The sequence below is a fragment of the Candidatus Eisenbacteria bacterium genome (assembly GCA_005893275.1).
GTDB lineage: Bacteria > Eisenbacteria > RBG-16-71-46 > SZUA-252 > SZUA-252 > WS-7.
Genome location: VBOW01000040.1, coordinates 18955 through 38169 on the forward strand (window position 1 = coordinate 18955; position 19215 = coordinate 38169).

14 protein-coding genes and 1 tRNA gene are annotated in these 19215 nt (G+C 67.2%); 8 read left to right on the forward strand and 7 right to left on the reverse strand.

From position 1 onward, the window contains the following. Nucleotides 1–6: 6 nt before the first annotated feature. Both E6K76_08695 and E6K76_08700 read left to right on the forward strand, forming a co-directional pair. Complete coding sequence (locus E6K76_08695) at nt 7–2592, forward strand: hypothetical protein (protein TMQ58141.1); 2586 nt, start codon at nt 7–9, stop codon at nt 2590–2592. Next, the gene (locus E6K76_08700; protein TMQ58142.1) at nt 2589–4373 is read left to right on the forward strand and encodes a hypothetical protein; all 1785 of its coding nucleotides are present in this window, start codon (nt 2589–2591) and stop codon (nt 4371–4373) included. The genes E6K76_08695 and E6K76_08700 overlap by 4 nt, the downstream gene beginning before the upstream one ends. Here the strand turns inward: E6K76_08700 and E6K76_08705 are convergent. Beyond that, complete coding sequence (locus E6K76_08705; GenBank protein ID TMQ58143.1) at nt 4358–5995, reverse strand: bifunctional metallophosphatase/5'-nucleotidase; 1638 nt, start codon at nt 5993–5995, stop codon at nt 4358–4360. The two genes, E6K76_08700 and E6K76_08705, sit on opposite strands and share 16 nt — an antisense overlap. A 320-nt stretch (nt 5996–6315) precedes the next feature. On the opposite strand from E6K76_08705, the gene E6K76_08710 reads away from it, so the two are divergent. The 4 genes from E6K76_08710 (at nt 6316) to E6K76_08725 (ending at nt 10752) form a co-directional block, all read left to right on the forward strand. Next, nucleotides 6316–6660, forward strand: a complete 345-nt coding sequence (locus E6K76_08710) for a zinc-binding protein (GenBank protein TMQ58144.1) — start codon at nt 6316–6318, stop codon at nt 6658–6660. Nucleotides 6661–6708: 48 nt separating this feature from the next. After that, a complete protein-coding gene (locus E6K76_08715) occupies nt 6709–6918 on the forward strand; it encodes a cold shock domain-containing protein (GenBank protein ID TMQ58145.1) in 210 nt (69 codons plus the stop codon). Between the two features lie 91 nt (nt 6919–7009). Further along, nucleotides 7010–9790 (forward strand): insulinase family protein, encoded by a 2781-nt coding sequence (locus E6K76_08720; protein ID TMQ58146.1) that lies wholly within the window; start codon nt 7010–7012, stop codon nt 9788–9790. After that, the gene (locus E6K76_08725; GenBank protein ID TMQ58147.1) at nt 9418–10752 is read left to right on the forward strand and encodes a glycosyltransferase; all 1335 of its coding nucleotides are present in this window, start codon (nt 9418–9420) and stop codon (nt 10750–10752) included. The genes E6K76_08720 and E6K76_08725 overlap by 373 nt, the downstream gene beginning before the upstream one ends. Here the strand turns inward: E6K76_08725 and E6K76_08730 are convergent. The 5 genes from E6K76_08730 to E6K76_08750 form a co-directional block, all read right to left on the reverse strand. Continuing rightward, nucleotides 10749–11543, reverse strand: a complete 795-nt coding sequence (locus E6K76_08730) for a TIGR00159 family protein (protein ID TMQ58148.1) — start codon at nt 11541–11543, stop codon at nt 10749–10751. The two genes, E6K76_08725 and E6K76_08730, sit on opposite strands and share 4 nt — an antisense overlap. Beyond that, a complete protein-coding gene (gene folP / locus E6K76_08735; GenBank protein TMQ58149.1) occupies nt 11540–12550 on the reverse strand; it encodes a dihydropteroate synthase in 1011 nt (336 codons plus the stop codon). The genes E6K76_08730 and folP overlap by 4 nt, the downstream gene beginning before the upstream one ends. Next, nucleotides 12477–14528, reverse strand: a complete 2052-nt coding sequence (locus E6K76_08740) for an ATP-dependent metallopeptidase FtsH/Yme1/Tma family protein (protein TMQ58169.1) — start codon at nt 14526–14528, stop codon at nt 12477–12479. Before E6K76_08740 ends, folP begins: the two co-directional genes overlap by 74 nt. A 97-nt stretch (nt 14529–14625) precedes the next feature. After that, entirely contained in the window at nt 14626–15699 is a 1074-nt protein-coding gene (tilS, locus tag E6K76_08745) for a tRNA lysidine(34) synthetase TilS (GenBank protein TMQ58150.1), read from the reverse strand. Between the two features lie 96 nt (nt 15700–15795). Beyond that, nucleotides 15796–15871: transfer RNA gene (locus E6K76_08750), tRNA-Met, on the reverse strand. A 147-nt stretch (nt 15872–16018) separates the two neighbouring features. On the opposite strand from E6K76_08750, the gene E6K76_08755 reads away from it, so the two are divergent. Both E6K76_08755 and guaB read left to right on the forward strand, forming a co-directional pair. Then, the gene (locus E6K76_08755; protein TMQ58151.1) at nt 16019–16669 is read left to right on the forward strand and encodes a porin family protein; all 651 of its coding nucleotides are present in this window, start codon (nt 16019–16021) and stop codon (nt 16667–16669) included. Nucleotides 16670–16671: 2 nt separating this feature from the next. Then, nucleotides 16672–18192 (forward strand): IMP dehydrogenase, encoded by a 1521-nt coding sequence (gene guaB, locus E6K76_08760; GenBank protein ID TMQ58152.1) that lies wholly within the window; start codon nt 16672–16674, stop codon nt 18190–18192. Nucleotides 18193–18430: 238 nt separating this feature from the next. On the opposite strand, the gene E6K76_08765 is transcribed toward guaB, so the two are convergent. Beyond that, nucleotides 18431–19210: a hypothetical protein gene (locus E6K76_08765; GenBank protein TMQ58153.1), complete on the reverse strand. Its 780-nt coding sequence runs from the start codon at nt 19208–19210 to the stop codon at nt 18431–18433. Nucleotides 19211–19215: the final 5 nt, after the last annotated feature.

Genomic DNA, 19215 nt, shown 5'->3' on the forward strand with positions numbered 1-19215 from the left:
GGATCGATGGCTCTTTCCGCGGGCGCGCGGCTGGGTCCCTACGAGATTCTCGCCCTGCTGGGCGCGGGGGGAATGGGCGAGGTCTACCGCGCGCGCGACACACGTTTGGCCCGCTACGTCGCGGTCAAGGTTCTCCCGGGCGCCTACTCGGCGGATCCGGACAGGATGCGCCGCTTCGAGCACGAGGCTCGCGCCGCGGCCGCCCTCAATCATCCCAACATCGTCGCCGTCTACGACGTCGGTACCCACGACGGCGCCCCCTACGTGGTCTCCGAGCTGCTGGAGGGGATGACCCTGCGCGAGCGCCTGGCGGGGGGCTCGATTCCGGAACGGAGGACGATCGAATTCGCGCTGGATATCGCGCACGGCCTGGCCGCGGCCCACGCCAAGGGAATCGCGCATCGCGATTTGAAACCGGAGAACCTCTTCGTCACACGGGACGGCCGGATCAAGATCCTCGATTTCGGTCTCGCGAAGCTGACCCGTCCCGAGGCGATGGAAGGAAGCCGGAGCAAGGCGCCCACCGTGACCGCAGGCACCGACCCGGGAGTGATTTTCGGCACCGTGGGCTACATGGCGCCCGAACAGGTCCGCGGCGAGCCCGCCGACCACCGCGCCGATCTCTTCGCGCTCGGCGCCATTCTCTACGAAATGCTCTCCGGGAAGAGGCCGTTCCATCGCGCCACGCCCGTCGAGACGATGAACGCGATCATGAAGGAGGACCCGCCGGATCTCGCGCACGCCGCGCGGCCCGTCTCCCCCGCGCTCGAGCGAATCGTGATGCATTGTCTCGAGAAGGACCCGGGCGCCCGTTTCCAGTCGGCGCAGGACGTCGCGTTCAATCTGGAGGCCCTCTCCGGGCTCAGGGAGCCGGGCACGCCCCTCCCCGGAGGGGCGAAACCGCGCCTCGGTCTCAAGCCCCTGGGCGCGGCACTCGCCGTGGCGGCGCTGCTCCTCGCGGCATTCGCCGCCGGGCGCGCGATCCGGGCAGGGCGCGCCGCGGTACCGGAATATCATCAGCTCACCTTTCGCAAGGGGCCGGTCTTCGGAGCGCGCTTTGCGCCGGATGGAGAGACCTACGTTTATGCGGCCGCGTGGCAGGGGTCTCCATACAGGATCTACATGGGAAGGCTCGGCTCGCCGGAGTCTCGCGATCTGGGTCTCACGGGGGCGACGCTTCTCGCGGTTTCCCCCACCGGGGAAATGGCCCTCTGCCTCGGCGCGCGCCGGGAATCCGGTCTCTTTACGAGAGGCACACTCGCACGGGCGCCTCTCGCGGGCGGCGCCCCCCGGGAAATGATGGCGGACGTCCTCGGGGCCGACTGGTCGCTGGACGGATCCGCCCTCGCCGTCGTCCGAGAGGTCAAGGGCGCGTTCCGTCTGGAATACCCGATCGGAACCGTTCTTTTCGAGACAAATGGCAGGCTCACCAACCCGCGCGTTTCCCCGGACGGAGACCGGGTTGCCTTCCTCTTCCATCCAGCCCGACGCGATGACCGAGGCACGGTCATGGTGGTCGATCGGGCCAAGAAGGCTCGTACGCTCTCCCCGGAGTGGAGCAGCGAGGGAGGGTTGGCATGGTCGCCCGGGGGCCGGGAGGTGTGGTTCACCGCGGGGCGCGGGGGCATCGAGCGCTCTCTGTACGGGGCCACGCTCTCAGGCAAGGTGCGCGTCGTGGCCCGGATCCCCGGCGGGATGACGCTCCACGACATTTCGCGCGACGGCCGAGTGCTCCTGGCGTCGGACGACCAGCGGGCGGACATCTACGGTCTCGTGGCCGGTGACGACAAAGAGCGGGAGCTGACCTGGCTCGATTTCTCGGTTCCTGCCGACATCTCACCGGATGGGAAGACCGTGCTGTTCACGGAGCAGGGAGCGGCGGCGGGAGACTTGTACACCATATTCGTGAGGGGTATCGATGGTTCCCCTGCGGCCCGACTCGGCGAGGGAGAAGCGCTGGCGTTCTCCCCGGACGCGAAGTCCGTCCTCGGGATCCTGTTCACGACGCCGCCCCGGATGGTCCTGCTTCAGGTTGGCGCAGGAGAGGCGAGCCAGCTGCCCAACCCAGGGTTCGATCGGTATCTAGATCGCCCGCCAGCCTGGACTCGGGACGGCAGGAACATCGTCTTCGGCGCGGGCGAGACAGGTAAGCCTCCGCGTTGTTACGTCCAGAACGTGGAGACGGGAGCCACGCATCCAATCACGCCGGAGGGCGTCGGTGAATTTCTACTCTCCCCGTTCGGAGACTCGGCCTACGCAGACGGCGCGGACGGCAATGTCTACGCTTATCCCCTGGCGGGGGGAAAACCTACCCCGATATCCCCTGCAGGCCTCGATCCCAAGGACCAGTTCATCCGATTCAGCGACGACGGCCGTTCGGTTTTCCTCTTCCAGGAGGCGGAGCGGAGCGCCAAGCTATTCCGCTTGGACGGCCTCACCCGGCGACGGTTCCTGCTCCGGGAGCTGAAGCCGACCGACACCACGGGGCTCCTGAGGGTACGCGACGTGGTGGTCTCCCCCGACGGCCGTTCGATCGTCTTCATGGCGCGCCGCTATCTCTCGCAGCTCTACCTGGCCGAGGGCTTGCGGTGATCCCAAAGCCGTGGCGCTTCACGGCGATCGTCTCGGCGCTCTTAGCACTTCTGGCCCGGCCGGTCGCCGTATCGGCGGAGCCGGCGAGGGCCGCATCTCCGGTTTGGATCTTCTTCACCGATCTCGGCGCGCTGGGGACGCCGGGCCCTGCGCGTGAGGCGGCGCTCGCCCAGGCCTCCCGGCGCATCACCCAGCGCGCGGTCGCGCGGCGCGCGAAGGCGGCCCGCGAGCGGCTCGCCTCGGGCGGGGGTGCCGCGGGAATTCCTTCCGCGTCCCAGGCCCCCCTCGACATCCGCGACCTGCCGCCCGATCCCGCCTATGTCGCTGCCGTCGCCGCCAGGGGCGGGACGATCCGCACCCGTTCGGCCTGGCTTAATGCGGTGAGCATCGAGGCTCCGGCCGAATCGCTCGATGGGATCCGGAAGCTCCCGTTCGTTGCGGAGATCCGGCCGGTCGCAAGCGAGTCCCGGAATGACGCCGGCTCGACGCATGCCCCGCATGACGCCGGGTCGGCCGGAGCCCCCGGCACGCCCGACGCCTCCGGCGCCCCAACCGGGCAAGACGCCGAGTTCAACGCGGGGCCCTCGTACCTCCAGATCGACATGCTTCACGTGCCGGAGGTGCACGCGATGGGGCTCCACGGCGAGGGCGTCCTCGTGTGCGTTCTGGATTCGGGATTCGAGCTCGACCACGAAGCCCTCCGGCAGCTCGAAGTCCGCGGGCAGCGCGACTTCGTGAACGGCGACGATGACCCTTCCTACGATCCACGCACCGACCAACCGACCCAGTCGAGCCACGGGACCTCGGTGCTCTCGACGATCGCCGGCTTCGCGCCCGGCAAGCTGATCGGTCCTGCCTATCGCGCCGAATACCTCCTCGGCAAGACGGAGCGAATCGGCTCGGAACGTCCCATCGAGGAGGACTACTGGTGCGCGGGCGTCGAGTGGGCCGAGGGCCAAGGAGCCGACGTCCTGACCAGCTCTCTCTCGTACCACGATTGGTACCGCTGGCGCGATCTCGACGGCCGCACCGCCGTGGCCACCCGCGCGGCCAACGTCGCGTTCTCGCGGGGGCTCCTCATCGTGAACGCGATCGGGAACCAGGGTCCCGGGGAGGGGAGCGTGGGAGCCCCGGCCGACGCCCCGGGCGCGATCTCGGTCGGCGCCGTCAACGGAATCGGGGCGGTCGCGGGCTTCAGCTCCGTGGGCCCCACCTACGACGGGCGCGTGAAGCCCGACGTGGTCGCGCCGGGTGTGGCCGTCCTCGCCGTGCGCGCACGCACCTATGACGAGTACTCGCGATGGAACGGCACGTCATTCTCGACACCGCTCGTCGCCGGATGCGTGGCGCTCATCATGGAACGGCACCCCGATTGGGGGCCGGAGATGGTGCGCGACGCGCTCACGATGAGCGCGAGCCGCGCCGAACGGCCGGACAATCGATTCGGCTGGGGCCTCGTGAACGCCCGCGATGCGCTCTTCTACCCTTTCATCGAGGGGACCATTACCGACGAGACCACCCGCGAGCCGCTCCGGGGGGCGAGCGTGCGATGGGAGCCTTGGGGAAGCGTCGATTCGCTGGACGCCGCGGCCAGCGATTCCCCCCCGCGAGGCTCGGTCGAGACCGATTCAACCGGCGCCTATGTCATTCCGAGCCTTCCGCGCGGGTCGTTCAGGATCACGATCTCGAAGGCGGGGTACCTCGATGCCGCGGCGGGGCCCTACGAGGTCCCGCCCAACCTCGGCGACGCGAACGTCGCGCTTCGCTACCGGGAGAAGTGAAACAGATCCCGCATCGGGAGCGCGCCTTCCCAATGAATGCGGTCGCGCTTCTTGAATTCGTAGCCGGGGTGCCTGCGAAGAAAATCGATGGCCGCGTCCCGCGTGAAGACGCCGCTTCTCACGGCGGGTCCCGCTTTCTCGAACATCGTGTAGCCGTCGCCGCCTCCGTAGAGGAAATCGATCGTCCCCACCCGGTAAGCGCGGTCGCTCTCCAGAGGGTGTCCCCCCACGCGGATGTAGTCCGCCCGCCCGCGCCGGATCACGAACTGGACACCCGAGACCTGGGCGAATCCCCCCTTGCCCAGCCGCCGGGCGATGAAATCGAGAAGCTCCCGCACCTGCCAGCCCTTCATCGGGACCGTCACAACCGTGTTGTCGAACGGGAGCACGGTGTAGATGTCGCCGACGGTGACGCGCCCCTGCGGCAAGGGCGCGCGGATCCCGCCCGCGTTCATGACAGCGAGATCGGCGTGCGAGGTCTCGAGGATGACGTCGGCGACGAAGTCGCCCAGCGGGGTCTCCCCCTGCTCGAGCCCCGACATGCTCACCGGCGCCGGATTCCGAAAGACCGGCTTGTCCATGGAGGTCGCGATCGAGTCCCGGAAGGGTTGGAGCATCGCGGCCACCCGCGGATCCTCCCCTTCGCTGGGGCGGACGGGAAGGAGCGCGTCGGTCAGGCCCCGAATTCCGCGGGGACCGACCCCGACCGCGATCCGTCCGACCCGGTCTCCCCAGCGGCCGGCCTGCACGATTGCGGTGCCTCCGTATCCGTTCGCGTTCCGATTGGAGACAAAGACCGGATCCCAGAGAAAGGTGTGGCTGTGCCCCCCGACGATGAGATCGATCCCGGGTACGCGCGAGGCGAGGGCGCGGTCCTCGCCGACCCCGACGTGGGTCACGGCGATCACGAAATCCGCCTTCGCCCTGAGCTCCGGGACGAGAGTCGACGCGACCGCGATCGGATCGGATACCGCAACGCCGGGGTTGCGCGTGCGGCTCACGATCGACACGATCTCTCCCGTCGTGAGCCCCAACATCGCGATCCTGACGCCGTCCACCTCGCGTACGACGTAGGGCGTCGCGAGATATCGGAGCGGCGCGCCATCCGGAACCCGGGCTCCGCCGATCCACCGCGCGCCCCGCCGGATCCCGGCCGGTACGGGGAAGAGCCGGGACGCCCACGAGCTGTCCCCCGCGACGAACACGTTGGCGCTCAGGATCGGGAACGCGGCCTCGGAGCGCGCGCGGAGCCAGGAGGCGGGGCCGTCGTCCAGCTCGTGGTTTCCGAGCGCGCCCGCGTCGTAGCGCATGAGGGTCATCGAGCGATAGTCGGGCACTCCGCGGAAGAAGTTGTAGAGCGGCGTGCCCTGAAACACGTCCCCCGCGTCGAGGAGCAGCGTCTTCCGATCGGAGGATCGGAGCCGCGCGATCAGCGCCGCGCGCGCCGCCGCGCCACCCACGACCGTCCCCTGCGAATCGTCAAAGGGAAGCAGATGGGCGTGGATGTCGTTCGTGTGGAGGATGATGAGGGAATCCGGATGGTCCGGCCAGGCCGCGGACGAAATCGTTACGCGGGCCGCGTTGAGAAAGACGAAAGCCGCGAGGGTCGCGAGGATTCGCACTCTATGCAAGACTACGTACAGGGGTCGCGCTCCAACTTGGGGACTCGCCGAGGCTTCCCATGATGCCTCGGGGCGCGCCGGCGCAAATTCCTTGACACAAGTGCCGGTATTCTATATAGTTAACATGTGCGTCGTCAAATTTCCGCGCGGCGGAGGAGTCTTCGGTAGCAACGAGCGGAACCCAGTGCATCTTCTCAACCCCGATCCGACCTTTCCCGCATCGTCCCAACGAGCCCTTCGTATGCTACATCTCTGCCCCTGGCGTTACTCGCCCGCCGGGGGCTTCGCGTTTTCAAAGGCGAGGACGCCTCGGAGGCTTCATGGTGGAGAGCGATAAGGTCATCAAGTGTAGGGACTGCGGGGAGGAGTTTGTATTCACTGCGGGGGAGCAGGCTTTCTACAAGGAACGTGGCTTCCAGCATGAGCCGACCCGGTGCCGGCGCTGCCGTGACGAGAAGAAGCGGCAGGGCCCGGGAGCGGTGGCGGGACCACTCAGCGCGGCCCCCGCATCCACGGGAACGTCCTCGCGCGAGTTTCACGAAGCGGTCTGCTCCTCGTGCGGCGTGACGACGCAGGTTCCGTTCAAGCCGACCGCGGGCAAGCCGGTCTATTGCCGGGACTGCTTCCAGTCTGTTCGCGCCGGAAGGGGGGTTGGCGCCTCGTAGAGCCACGAAAGATCCAAACGTACAAGCTCGAAAGGAGGGGCCCTGCACTTGAAGCACCACGGCTCGGTCAAGTGGTTCAACGAGACCAAGGGTTACGGGTTCATCCGCGAAGATTCCGGCGAGGAGTTCTTCGTTCACCACTCGGCGATCCAATGTGAGGGCTTTCGGACGCTCGCAGAAGGAGAGGTCGTCGAGTTCGAATCGATGGAGGGTCAGAAGGGGAAGCAAGCCGCCAACGTCGTGAAAGTCCGGACCTAGCTCGGGCGGCACCTTGAGCCATATGGCCCCGGCGGGAATTTCCTCCGTCGGGGTTCGTATTATCGGGCGAATGCGATAGAGTTCCCGATCCATGACCGCACGTCTGTCCCGGATCTCGGAGGTCCGCACCCGAATGCGCGCCAACCCAGCCCTTCTGCTCCTCGCCCTGCTCCTGGTCCCGGCTCAAGAAGCCTCCGCCCTGCCCGATCTCGTTCGGACCCTGCCCAACAAGATCACGGTCGTCGTGCGCGAAGTTCATACCCGCCCCATCGTCTCGATTCAGGCCTGGATGCGCGCGGGCACCCGCGACGAGGCGGTAAAGGACCGCGGTCTGGCGGTCGGGACCGCGCAGTGCATCATGGAGGCGACCTCCGAGCGTGATCCGGGACAGATGCAGAAGGAGGTCTACGCGCTGGCGGGCACGTACGCGAGCGATGCGGGCTACGACTACTCCTACTTCGATCTCACCGTCCCGGCGCCTTCCTTTGTAAAGGGCCTCAAGCTTCTCGCCGACGGGCTGATGCACGCGCGTCTGGACGGGCCGGTCATGGATCTGGCGCTCGGCAGGGCGAAGGGGCTCGCGCGCACGGTCCTCGCCGATGCGGATCGCGCCGCGGTGAACACGGTGCGCGCCCAGCTCCACGAGGGGACGCCGCTCGTATCACCCCTGGCGATCCACGAGCACGAGTTTACCGGGATCACGGCGACCCTGATCCAGCGGTTCTATCGCGATTACTACGTCGCGGAGAATCTGACGGTCGTCGTGGTCGGAGACGTGGACGCCGAGGACGCTGTCACGAAGGTTGGGGCGGCATTCGGCGCGATGCAGCGCGGGAAGGCCTCGTCGCGCTCGCGCTTCAACGAGCGGCCTTTCGAGGGCCCGCGCGCCGTTCTCGATCGCAATCCGCCCGATACCCACGGCGCGGCGGTCGCCGTCGGCTTCCGCGCGCCGGTCTGGGGAAGCGCGGACGCGCTCGCGCTCGACATTCTCATGGCCGTGCTGGTCGACAGCCCCTCCTCGCGCGCTCAAACGCGGCTCAACTCGGGGAACGCCGAGTTTCTCCGCGCCGCGGCGATACGGGAATACGAGACGGACGGCGGCACGGTCGCGCTCACCCTCGCCGTCAATCCCGACAGTTTGCAGGATGCCGAAGGGGCGCTCCTGACGATGGTGGAGCAGGCGCGGTCGACCCCGGTCACCGCCCAGGAGCTCGACGCCGCGGTCACGTCCGTGCTGTTGCGGGATCTCTTCACGCGAGCCGACCAGAGCGGGGTCGGGCGCGCCACCGCGCTCGCTTTCCTCCGAGGGGCTCCCGGTTCGGACGACGTCTACGTGCGGCGGTTGAAGGCGCTCCGACCCGAAGATCTAATCGCGGTCGCCCGCAAGTACCTCGACATGAAGAAGGCGGTCGTGGTGGAGATGGGTCCCTCCGACGTCATGAACAGGTTCAAGCAAAGCGATCTCGAGCGGCGGGTTCGCGAGAAGCAAGCGGTGTATGTGGCCGCGTACCGCGGCGGGCCCCAGGTGACCGCCAGCGGAGACGCCGAACGCCAGGCCAGGATCGATGCGGCGCTCAAGCAGATCCCAGCCAAAGCGGAGAGCGCCGGCCGCGGCCGGGTCGTGCGCACGGCACTTCCGGGGGGCGCGCGGCTCCTGACGAGCGAAGACCACAGCGCGCCGCTCGTCTCGGTCGCGCTCTATTTCATGGGAGGGGTGCGGTACGAGAGCGACAAGACGAACGGGGTGACGGCGCTGGTGCGCGAGGCGCTCCTCAACTCGTACGATCCCCGAGGCAAGGGGCTCACCTACCGCCAGACGCTCGGCCAGATGGGGAAGCTCACCTCCTACCAGGACAAGGACATGTGGGGGTGCGCGGTGACGCTCCCATCCGATTCGTGGCGGGAAGCGCTCCAGCGTATGGGCTCGATGTTCGCCCATCCGGGTCTCGATACGGTGAACGTGGACGCGACCCGGATTTACGTTCTCGACGAGCTCGATAAATGGCTCGACGACGACCAGGCCCAGCGCGAGCGGCTCATTTTTCCGACCAAGTACCAAATCAGCGGCTATCGGCTGCCGGCGCTGGGCTCACACCGGACGCTCGTGAGCATGCCGCACTCGGAGATCGAGGACTTCTACCGCAGATTCGTGGTCCAGCAGAACATGGTCGTCTGCGTCTTCGGGGACATCGACGCCTCCCTGGCTCCGCCAGCCGCGGAAGAGGCGGTTCGCGATGTTTCGACAAAGGCCTTCCGACCGGGAACCGTGGCGCAAGAGGGAGATTTCGAAGGGTTCCGCGAGAAGTGGGAGCTCGGGCAGGGCGCGAACAGTACCGTGGCGCTCGCGTTCAATGGGCCGCCGGCGCGAAGCCCGGACATCCCGGCGCTCTACGTGTTCGCATCGCTCCTGAGCGGGCCCAAGGGGTGGTTCGAGCAATACATCATCAAGACGGGCGGGGCCAAGGGAGCGAACGCCATCCTCTCGCAGGCTATGGACGAATGCCCCCTGATCGCGACCCTGACGGTGGGGGGCCCGCTCCAGGAAGAGGACATGGTCAAGCTCCTGTTCCGACAGATCAAGAAGGCCGCGCTCCTGCCGCTTCACGGGGACCTCGCGCCGGACCTCGTGTACGCGAAGACGCTGGCGTCCGGCGGCTACCTCATGGCCCTCGATTCCAACCCGACGCGCGCCCTCCAGTACGCGCGGGCAGAGCTCTTTGGGTTGGGGATCGATTATCCGATCCTCCTGCCGGCGAAGATCGAAGGAACGACCTCCGACGACCTCCTTCGCATCGGGCTCAGGTACTTCCAAAAAGATCAGTGGAATCGGGCGCCGTACGCGATCTGCGAGACGCGCCCCGGCGGCTGGTAGCGGGCGGATCCGCGCCTTGGCCCCGCACTGACTTGGAGCCGGTCGCCGTCATCGTCACCGTACGGAACGAAGCGGGGTCGATCGGCGCCCTTCTCGGTTCCATTCTCTCGGGCACCCGGCTCCCGGACGAGATCGTCGTGGCGGACGGCGGCTCCAGCGATCGAACGCTCGAGCTGCTCCACTCCCGCGCCGCCGCCGATCCGCGGATTCGCGCGGTCTCCGCTCCCGGCAACCGCTCCGTCGGCCGGAACGCCGCGGTCCGCGCTTCCCGATCCCCGATCATCGCGTGCACCGACGCCGGCGTGGAAGTCGAGCCGGACTGGCTCGAGCGGATCACGCGCCCGTTCGACTTGGTCCCCGAGACCGACGTGGTCGCCGGGGTTACTGTTCCTGCGGGTACGACCTGGTTCGAGCGCGCCGCCGGGGTGATCTCCGCCCCGCGCGCCGATGAAATCAACCTCGCGCGGTTTCTCCCCTCGACGCGTTCCGTCGCGTTTCGCCGTTCGGCGTGGGAGCGGGTCCGCGGTTTCGACGAATCGCTCGCCCACAACGAGGACACGCCGTTCGCGCTGGAGCTCAAGCGCTCGGGAGCGCGGTTTCATTTCGAGCCTCGCGCGCGCGTCCGCTGGCGTCCGCGCGGCGACGTGGGGTCCTTTTTCCGCCAGCACAGGCGATTCGGATTCGGGGACGGCGAGTCCCGCGCACAGGGCTGGTTCTATGCAACCCTCGCGGCGAAATACGTCTTGGGCGCGGCTCTCTTCCTGATGGGCTTTCGATTTCGAGCGGCGTGGTGGCTGCTCGGGCTCGGCGTGGTCCTGTTCGCGGTCGGACAGGCGCGAAGGGGAGTCGGAAGGATCGGAAACGTGGAGACCGCGCTGGCGGTGCCGCTCTTGAAGGTGGTCTACGACGTGGCCTATCTGAGCGGGTACGTGCGCGGGCGGCTGAGCCGCCTCGGCCGCTAGCTCTCCTGCCCGACCTCTTCGGGCCCCGGGCTTTCCTCAGGCCTCGGGTTGAAGATCGCGGCCAGCTCGCTGCGGAGCTGCCCCGAGTCTAGCTTCCATTTCAGCTCCCCTTTGTGCGCGATCGAGATCGCGCCGGTTTCCTCCGACACGACGATGACGACCGCGTCGGTCTCCTCGGCCAGCCCCAGCGCGGCGCGATGACGCGTCCCGAGAAGGGGGGAGAGTCCGCGTGTCTGGCTCAGGGGCAGGATGCAGCCGGCCGCGACGATCTGATCGCCGCGGAGGATCGCCGCGCCGTCGTGGAGGGGCGAATGCGGCGTGAAGACGGTCTCCAGCAGCTCCGAGCTGACGCGCGCTTCGAGCTTGGTGCCGGTCTCCACGTAGTTGCGAAGCCCCATGTCCCGTTCCACCACGATGAGCGCCCCACGCCGCTCCTCGCTCATCTCCTCCACCGATTTCAAGATTTCGCCGACGACGCCGTAACCCTCCACGCGGATGAGCGCGCGGAGCAGGCGGTTCTGGCCGATGTGGGTCAGGAGCGCGCGCAACTCGGGCTGGAACAGGATTACGAACAGGATGACCCAGACCGTCTTCAGGCTGTTGATGATCCAGTTGAGGGCGTTCAAGCGGAACCATTGCGCCACGATGGAGACGAACACGATCACGACGAGCCCCACGAACATCTGCGAGGCGCGGGTGCCTTTGATCATCGCGAACAGGCGGTAGAAGAGAAACGCGACGATCAGCACATCGAGGACGTCGAGGAGGATCTGGGGCTTGATCGCGATCACGCGCCGGCCCCTTGCTCGGCAGTCCCCACCGGAGTCGAATTCAGGAGTGTCTCCGCGAGGTGAAGCGCCGCCACGGTCTCGCGAACGTCGTGCGTGCGGAAGATTCGCGCACCCAGAACGTAGGCTGCGACCGAGGCGCCGAGCCCCGCGGCCAGCCTGCCCTCGGCCGGCTCGCCGGTCAGCGCGCCGAGGAACGACTTGCGGGAAAGACCGACATAGACCGGGCGGCCGAGCGGCCCAAGACCCGGAATCCCGCGCAGAGCATCGACGCTCTGCTCGGGTCGCTTCGAAAACCCGATCCCCGGATCGATCGCGATCCGCTCCCGCGGGACACCCCGCGATTCCGCGAACCGGATCCGCTCGGCGAGGAACGCGCGCACCTCGGCGGCCACGTCGGCGTAGACCTGGCGCGCGTGGATCTCCCCCGGCGCCCCGCGCGAATGCATGAGCACGAGACCCGCGCCCGCCCTCGCGACCTCATCCGCCACGGCGGGCGCGACGCCGAGTCCGCTCACGTCGTTCACGATCGAAGCCCCGCATGCGAGCGCGCGCCGGGCGACGTCCAGATGGTAGGTGTCGATCGAAACCGGCAGGGGAACGCGCGCCAGGATCGAGCGGAGGATGGGTCCAAGGCGCTCCCATTCCTCCTCGGGCCCGACCGGCACGCTGCCGGGGCGCGTGCTCTGCGCGCCGACGTCGAGCGCATCCGCTCCTTCGGAGGCCATGGCATCCGCCCGGGCAAGCGCCGAATCGGCGCCCTGGAAGCGGCCGCCGTCGTAAAACGAGTCGGGCGTGAGGTTCAGGATGCCCACGACGCGAGGCCGGTCGGCCAGATCCCAGACGCCGGTGCGGTGGACGAAGGTTAGGGGCTCGGTCGAAGCTCGGTGCGGGAGACTGTCGGTACGCGGAGCATCGGGGCTCGGGTGCACGGGATCACGCCAAGCCCGGGCTCTCGCTGGGGGCGATCCGAGGGGTGGGCGCGCCATCCCGGGCGTGCTCCTTGCCATCGTCCGATTCCTGCGTGAAGCCACTCTCGTCTTGACCGTCCGTCGAGGAGCGAGGGCGCGGGAGCGGCTCGAGCTTTTCGCCGCGCAGAAGCCTCTCGACCTGCTCCCCGTCCAGCATCTCGCGCTCGAGCAGGGCCCCGGCGAGGAGATGAAGCTTGTCCACGTTGTCGATGAGGAGCTGGCGCGCGTGGTTGTAGGCGCCATCCACGAGGCTCCGCACTTCCTCGTCGATCATGATCGCGGTCTTCTCGCTGTAATCGCGGTGCTGGGAGATCTCCCTTCCCAGGAACACGAACTCTTCCTTGGACCCGAAGGTCAGCGGGCCCAGCCGCTCGCTCATCCCCCACTCGCACACCATGCGGCGGGCGATGTTGGTCGCGCGGCGTATGTCGTCCTGCGCGCCCGTCGTGAGCTGGTTCAGCACGACCTGCTCGGCGGCGCGCCCGCCCATCAAGTGGGTGAGAACCCTCAGCCAGTATTCGCGTGAGAACGAGTGACGTTCGTCCTGGGGCAGGTACGCGGTCAATCCGAGCGCGCGCCCGCGGGGAATGATCGTCACCTTGTGGACCTTGTCGCTCCCGGGCTGCAGCCACGCCATGAGCGCATGCCCCGCCTCGTGATAGGACGTGCTCTTCTTCTCCGCGTCGGAGATGACCAGGCTGCGCCGCTCGGTGCCCATCATGACCTTGTCCTTCGCGTCCTCAAAATCCTGCGAGATGACCCGTTTGTGGTTCCGTCGTGCCGCGAGGAGCGCGGCTTCGTTGACCAGATTCGCCAGGTCCGCCCCCACCATGCCCGGGGTGCCGCGCGCGATGGTGTTGAGATTGACGTCGTCGGCGACCGGGATGTTGCGGGTGTGCACGCGCAGGATCCCCTCGCGCCCGCGCACGTCGGGAACGTCCACGACGATCTGGCGGTCGAACCGGCCGGGGCGCAGAAGAGCCGGATCGAGCACGTCCGGACGGTTCGTGGCGGCGATCAGAATCACGCCGTCGTTCGATTCGAAGCCGTCCATCTCGACCAGGAGCTGGTTCAGAGTTTGCTCGCGCTCGTCGTGACCCCCGCCCAGGCCCGCGCCGCGGTGTCGTCCCACGGCATCGATCTCGTCGATGAAGATGATGCAGGGAGCGTTACGCTTGCCCTGGTCGAAAAGATCGCGGACCCGCGAGGCGCCGACCCCGACGAACATCTCCACGAAGTCGGAGCCAGAAAGCGAGAAGAAAGGCACGCCGGCCTCGCCCGCGACCGCCTTGGCGAGAAGCGTTTTTCCGGTTCCCGGAGGGCCGAGCAACAGGGCGCCTTTGGGAATCCGCCCGCCGAGGCGCTGGAATTTCTTGGGGTCGCGAAGGAATTCGATGATTTCCTCCAGCTCCTGTTTCGCTTCATCCGCCCCCGCCACGTCCTTGAAGGTGACCTTGGGGCTGTTTTCCATGAGCACCTTGGGCCGGCTCTTCCCGAACTTCATCGCGTTCGCGCCGCCCGACTGGATCTGGCGAATCATGAACATCCAGAGCACGAGGAGCGCCACGAAGGGCAGGTAGGAAAGCGCCAGGCTCCACCAGTTCATGCCGGTGGGCTTCGAGTTGACCGTCGCATCGGGGCTCTTTGCGAGGACCGCACGCCCCAGGTCCTTGTCCTCGGCCGGAAGGTAGACTTTGAAAAAGACGTAGGAGGTTGGACGCCCTTCCTCGTGCGTGAGGGCGCTCTGCTTGAGCTCACCCACCACCTCGCGGTCGACGATCGTGACGGCCTTGAGGTTTCCGGAATCCACCTGCGCGAGGAACTCGGAGTAGGGGATCTCGTGCGTCTTGGCCTTGATCTCGCCGTAGATCTGAACGAAGAGAATGACACCGAGCACGAGGATGAGCCAAAGAAGCGCCGTGCGGATTGGCCGTGCCGGTCCGAAGGGCGTGGTCTTTCGCTGCGGGAGCCTCGGCGGGCGAGGCCGCCGTAGCGGCGGCCCCGATTTGCGGAGCATGGTGTGGATCTTCTCGTTACCGATACGATTCATGGTCTGGCTGGGCCCGTCCGGGTTGAAGGCGTCGACCGGGATATCGGCTCGCACGCCCGATTCCTCAAGCTTTGGATGGCGCCTCGGCGCGCTCCGGTTCGGCCTCGCGCTTCCTCAGCACAACCGTCCCGCGCTCGCGCCGCGCCTGGATTCCCATCGGGATGTCCGCGGACCGCCCGGCATGTGACGTGAGGAGCGAGTGGAGGGCGTCGATATGAGCCGTCGACAAATCGAGGATGTCCCCGTTCAACTCCTGCAAGACGTAGCGGAAGAGGTACTTCCGCAGAAGCTCAGGGTAGTGGAGCATCCCGGCCGCATCAAGCTCGATTTTCCCCGGACCTCGGGCGCGGATAATTCCAGGGAGCGCCCGGCGCGCCTCGGCGCTCAAATAGTCGTCCGCCTCGCGAAAAAGCGCGGCCCCCCGGAGCAGGGACTGCAGAATGGACGGGTTCATGAGCTCCCGAATACGCGGCAGGATCTCGAGCCTCAGGAAATTACGCCGGGCGTCCGGAAGAAAATTCGATGAATCGAGCCTGTGCTCCAGACCGCGGCGTTCCAGGTAATCGAGCACCTGCTCCCGCGTGGTCGTGAGGAGCGGGCGGATCAGGGTCAAGCCGTGGATCGCCCGGATCGGCCGCATCCCGGAGAGCCCCGTGAGCCCGGCGCCCCGGATCAGCCGAAGAAGCACCGTCTCGGCCTGATCGTCTGCGGTGTGGGCGACGGCCACCCGGTCCGTTCCCGCCTCCGCCGCCATCTTCCGGAGCGCCTCGTAGCGGAGCGCCCGGGCCGCCGCCTCCCTCGACTCACGGCGCTCGCGCTGCCTGAGCCCGGGCGCGACCCGTGCCGTCAGGCACCGGATGCCCAGCCGCTCCGCGGCCCGCTCGACGAACGCCGCATCCCCCTCCGATTCGTCGCCGCGGAGCCCGTGATTCACGTGCCCCGCGATGAGCCCTCCTGCCGGGATTCCCGAGCGCTCGCGGTATCCGGCTAGGAAATCGAGAAGCGCGATCGAGTCAGGACCCCCCGAGACGCCGACCACGAGGGGCGATTCCCGGGGAATGAGCCCGTGCGCGGCGATGAGGCGCTCGGCGTTGAGCTCGAGGCGCTCGTCGCGCGGATTGGGGCGGGACGCTCTCATGCCCCGGGGCGGTCGTGTCGAGGAGGGAGTCACCCCCCCAGTATAGAGGGGAGAGCGCAAAAAGCGCGGGGCAAAGCCCCGCGCCTCGGCGCAACATGGTGGCGGCGCAGGGATTCGAACCCCGGACCAAGGGATTATGATTCCCCTGCTCTACCAGCTGAGCTACACCGCCAGCGAGACGAGGATCGTAGTCACACGACCCCGCGGTGTCAAGGCGGGCCGGTTGACATAAGGGGATGCGGGTTCGTATACTAGCCAACTACCATTCAGGGCCGGCTCCACCGGCGCACCGGCGCCTTCAGGGAGATCTCCAAACGTCATGTCTCGAAATCTCGTAGGGGGGTTGTTCGTAATCCTCCTCGCGGGCTTCGCCACACCCTCGTCGGCGACCGATCTCGTCGGCTCGGGGGCGATCGGCGCGCGCGGGGGATCGATGCTATTCACCCAGGATGAGCGGACCAAGGAAGACGCGAGCCCGCGCCTTTCCGGAGACGTGGTCTTCAGCTACGTCTGGGCCGACCACGTCACGCTCGACGTCACGACCGGATATGGATGGAACCGCCTTCAGAGCGGAAACCCGGAATTCTATGTCGTGACGTCGACTCCCATCACCTTGAGCGCGCGCTATTTCCTGCGCGACGGCAAGGTGTGGCGCCCCTATCTGGGGGCGGGGGGCGGCATGTATATCTGGTCGATTCTAACGCAGGATCTGGGGGCCGCGAAGGATCCCCTGACCTTCGAGCGGCTGAGGCGGGCGCGTCCCGGGGTCCATGGCATGATCGGGATGGAACGCCGCATGTCGAAGCACATCGCCATGACGGGGGACGCTGACTACCACTACATCTTCGCGAAGGACCTGGGGCGCTTCCCGAGCGGCTACAACGGCAACAAGGCCTACGCGCAGGTCCGCCTGGGGGTGAGCTTCTTCTTCTCGCTCAGTGAGCGGATCAACACGGGGCTCCCCGAATAGGCATGAAAACGTTCGCCGCTCCCGGAGCCAAGATCCAACCGGCCGTTCCAGCCGGGCCGGGAGCGCGCGTGGGATCCGAGCCGGCGCTCACGTTCGACGACGTTCTCCTCCTCCCCGGTTACTCCGAAGTCCATCCGCGCGACGTCGACACGAGCACGCTCCTGACCCGTGGGATCACGCTCAACGTTCCCGTGGTGAGCGCGGCGATGGACACCGTCACCGAAAGCGCGCTCGCGATCGCGATCGCGCAGGAGGGCGGGATCGGGATCATCCACAAGAATCTTCCGATCGCGGAGCAGGTGGAGGAAGTGGACCGTGTGAAGCGCTCCGAGAGTGGAATGATTGTGAACCCCATTACGCTTCCCCCGGACGTGCCCATCAGCCGGGCGCTCGAGCTGATGGAGAAGTTCCGCATCTCCGGGGTGCCGATCACCGAAGGCAAGCGTCTGGTGGGCATTCTCACCAACCGCGATTTGCGGTTCGTGCGCGGGACCGATCTCAGGGTGAAGGATGTTATGACCCACGAGAATCTGATCACCGCGCCGGTCGGGACCACGCTCGAGGAAGCCGAGCGGATTCTGCACCGGAACCGGATTGAGAAGCTCCCGGTGGTGGACGAGAGCTTCCAGCTCCGCGGCCTCATCACGGTCAAGGACATCCAGAAGCGGATCCGATACCCGCGGGCCTGCAAGGACCATCTGGGAAGGCTCCGGGTTGGAGCCGCGATCGGGGTGGGGCACGATGCCCTGGACCGGGTCGATGAGCTGGTGAGGACCGGGGTCGACGTGATCTGCATCGACAGCGCCCACGGTCACTCGAAGGCGGTCGTGGATTCGACGCGCGCCGTCAAGGCCAAGTATCCCAGCCTGCAGCTCGTGGTCGGAAACGTGGCCACCGCCGAAGGCACCCGCGATCTCATCGCCGCCGGGGCGGACGCGGTGAAGGTGGGAATGGGGCCGGGCTCGGCGTGCACGACCCGGGTCGTCGCGGGCGTCGGCGTCCCGCAGATCACGGCGGTGCTGGAATGCGCCACGGCCGCCGCGGAAGCGGGCGTGCCCATCATCGCGGACGGAGGCATCAAGTATTCCGGGGACCTCGTGAAGGCCCTGGCGGCGGGTGCGCATTCGGTCATGCTGGGAAACCTGCTCGCGGGAACCGAGGAGAGCCCCGGCGAGACGATTCTCTACGAAGGCCGCACCTACAAGGTCTATCGCGGCATGGGCTCGCTCAGCGCCATGGCGGGCGGGCGCGGCGACCGCTACTTCCAGGAGGGGGTCAAGGATCTGAAGAAGCTCGTCGCCGAGGGAATCGAGGCGCGGGTTCCCTACAAGGGGCAGGTCGCGAACGTGATCTACCAGCTCATCGGCGGCCTCAAGGCAGGCATGGGATACTGCGGAGTCCGTTCCATCGAGGAGGTCCGCACCAAGACACGCTTCATCCGCATCACCCCGGCGGGGCTTCGCGAAAGCCACCCGCACGACCTCACCATCACCAAGGAAGCCCCGAACTACGAGATTCGCTAGGGGGATGCGAGGTTTCCCCCTCGGGCTCAAAGCAACGACCAGAGCCCTCGGGAGAAACCTCGCATCCCTCGCAGAGCCCGAGGCGGATACCTCTCTTCCCCTGTCGAAACCCCCCAAAACGCGGCGCCCCGCCGGGGGAGCGGGGCGTGGGATTCGAGCCGCGTTGTTCTAGGGGTGCGTGCCCTCCGGGGGTGAAGCAGTCGGGGGACGGAGGGCACGCGGGGGACCTGGGCGCCCGCTAGGGACCTCCCGCGGGCAACGAAAAGTGGAAGTCGGGCACGAGCTGACGGATCTCGCGAGCCAGCCCGCGCATTTGATCCAGGAGCTTCCGCTCGCCGGTTCGCTTCCATTCCGAGTAGGCATCGAGCAAGAGATCCTGCATCTCCCGAAGGGATTGCTCCCTCGCGTCCTCGTCGACCTTGCGCTCGAGCCGAATGACTTGCGCCTTACGGAACCGCTTCGAGACGCTCCAGTACTCGCCCTTCATATGCGAGAGGAGCTTGTGGTAGCGCTCCAGGCCGAGCGTCAGCTTCTCCAGCACGGCCGCGATCGTTTCAGCCGGATTCTCGAGCAGCTCTCCATACGTATACGTGAAGTGATACCAGTTCGGGCTCCGCCCCACGTCCGCTTCCTCGCCGGGGAGCATCCCGTCGCGGCGGCTCGGCACGTTCGGCCCGTGGTGCTCGAAGATGCCGACGGAAATCAGCAGGAGGTCCTCGGGGGTGCGAAGGATCAGGTATTTGAGGGCCCCGCGATTCGAGTTGGCCAAACGCCGCCAGGCCCCGATGTCGTACCGCGAGAGAAGCCGCGTGCGCTCCGACGGCAGCGGCACCTGCGCCTCGAACTGGTCGCGCAGCGTGCTCAGGTAAGCGTCCACATCTTCCTGCGGAAGCGGATCACCGTTCTGCGGCGTGCCCTCCGCTTTCGTGAGGAGGAGGCAGTTCATCGTGAAGTAGAGCGTCGGCTGCAGCTTCCTTTGCCCAGCTTTGGTTGCGAGATACTTTCGCGCTGCCGACATGGCCC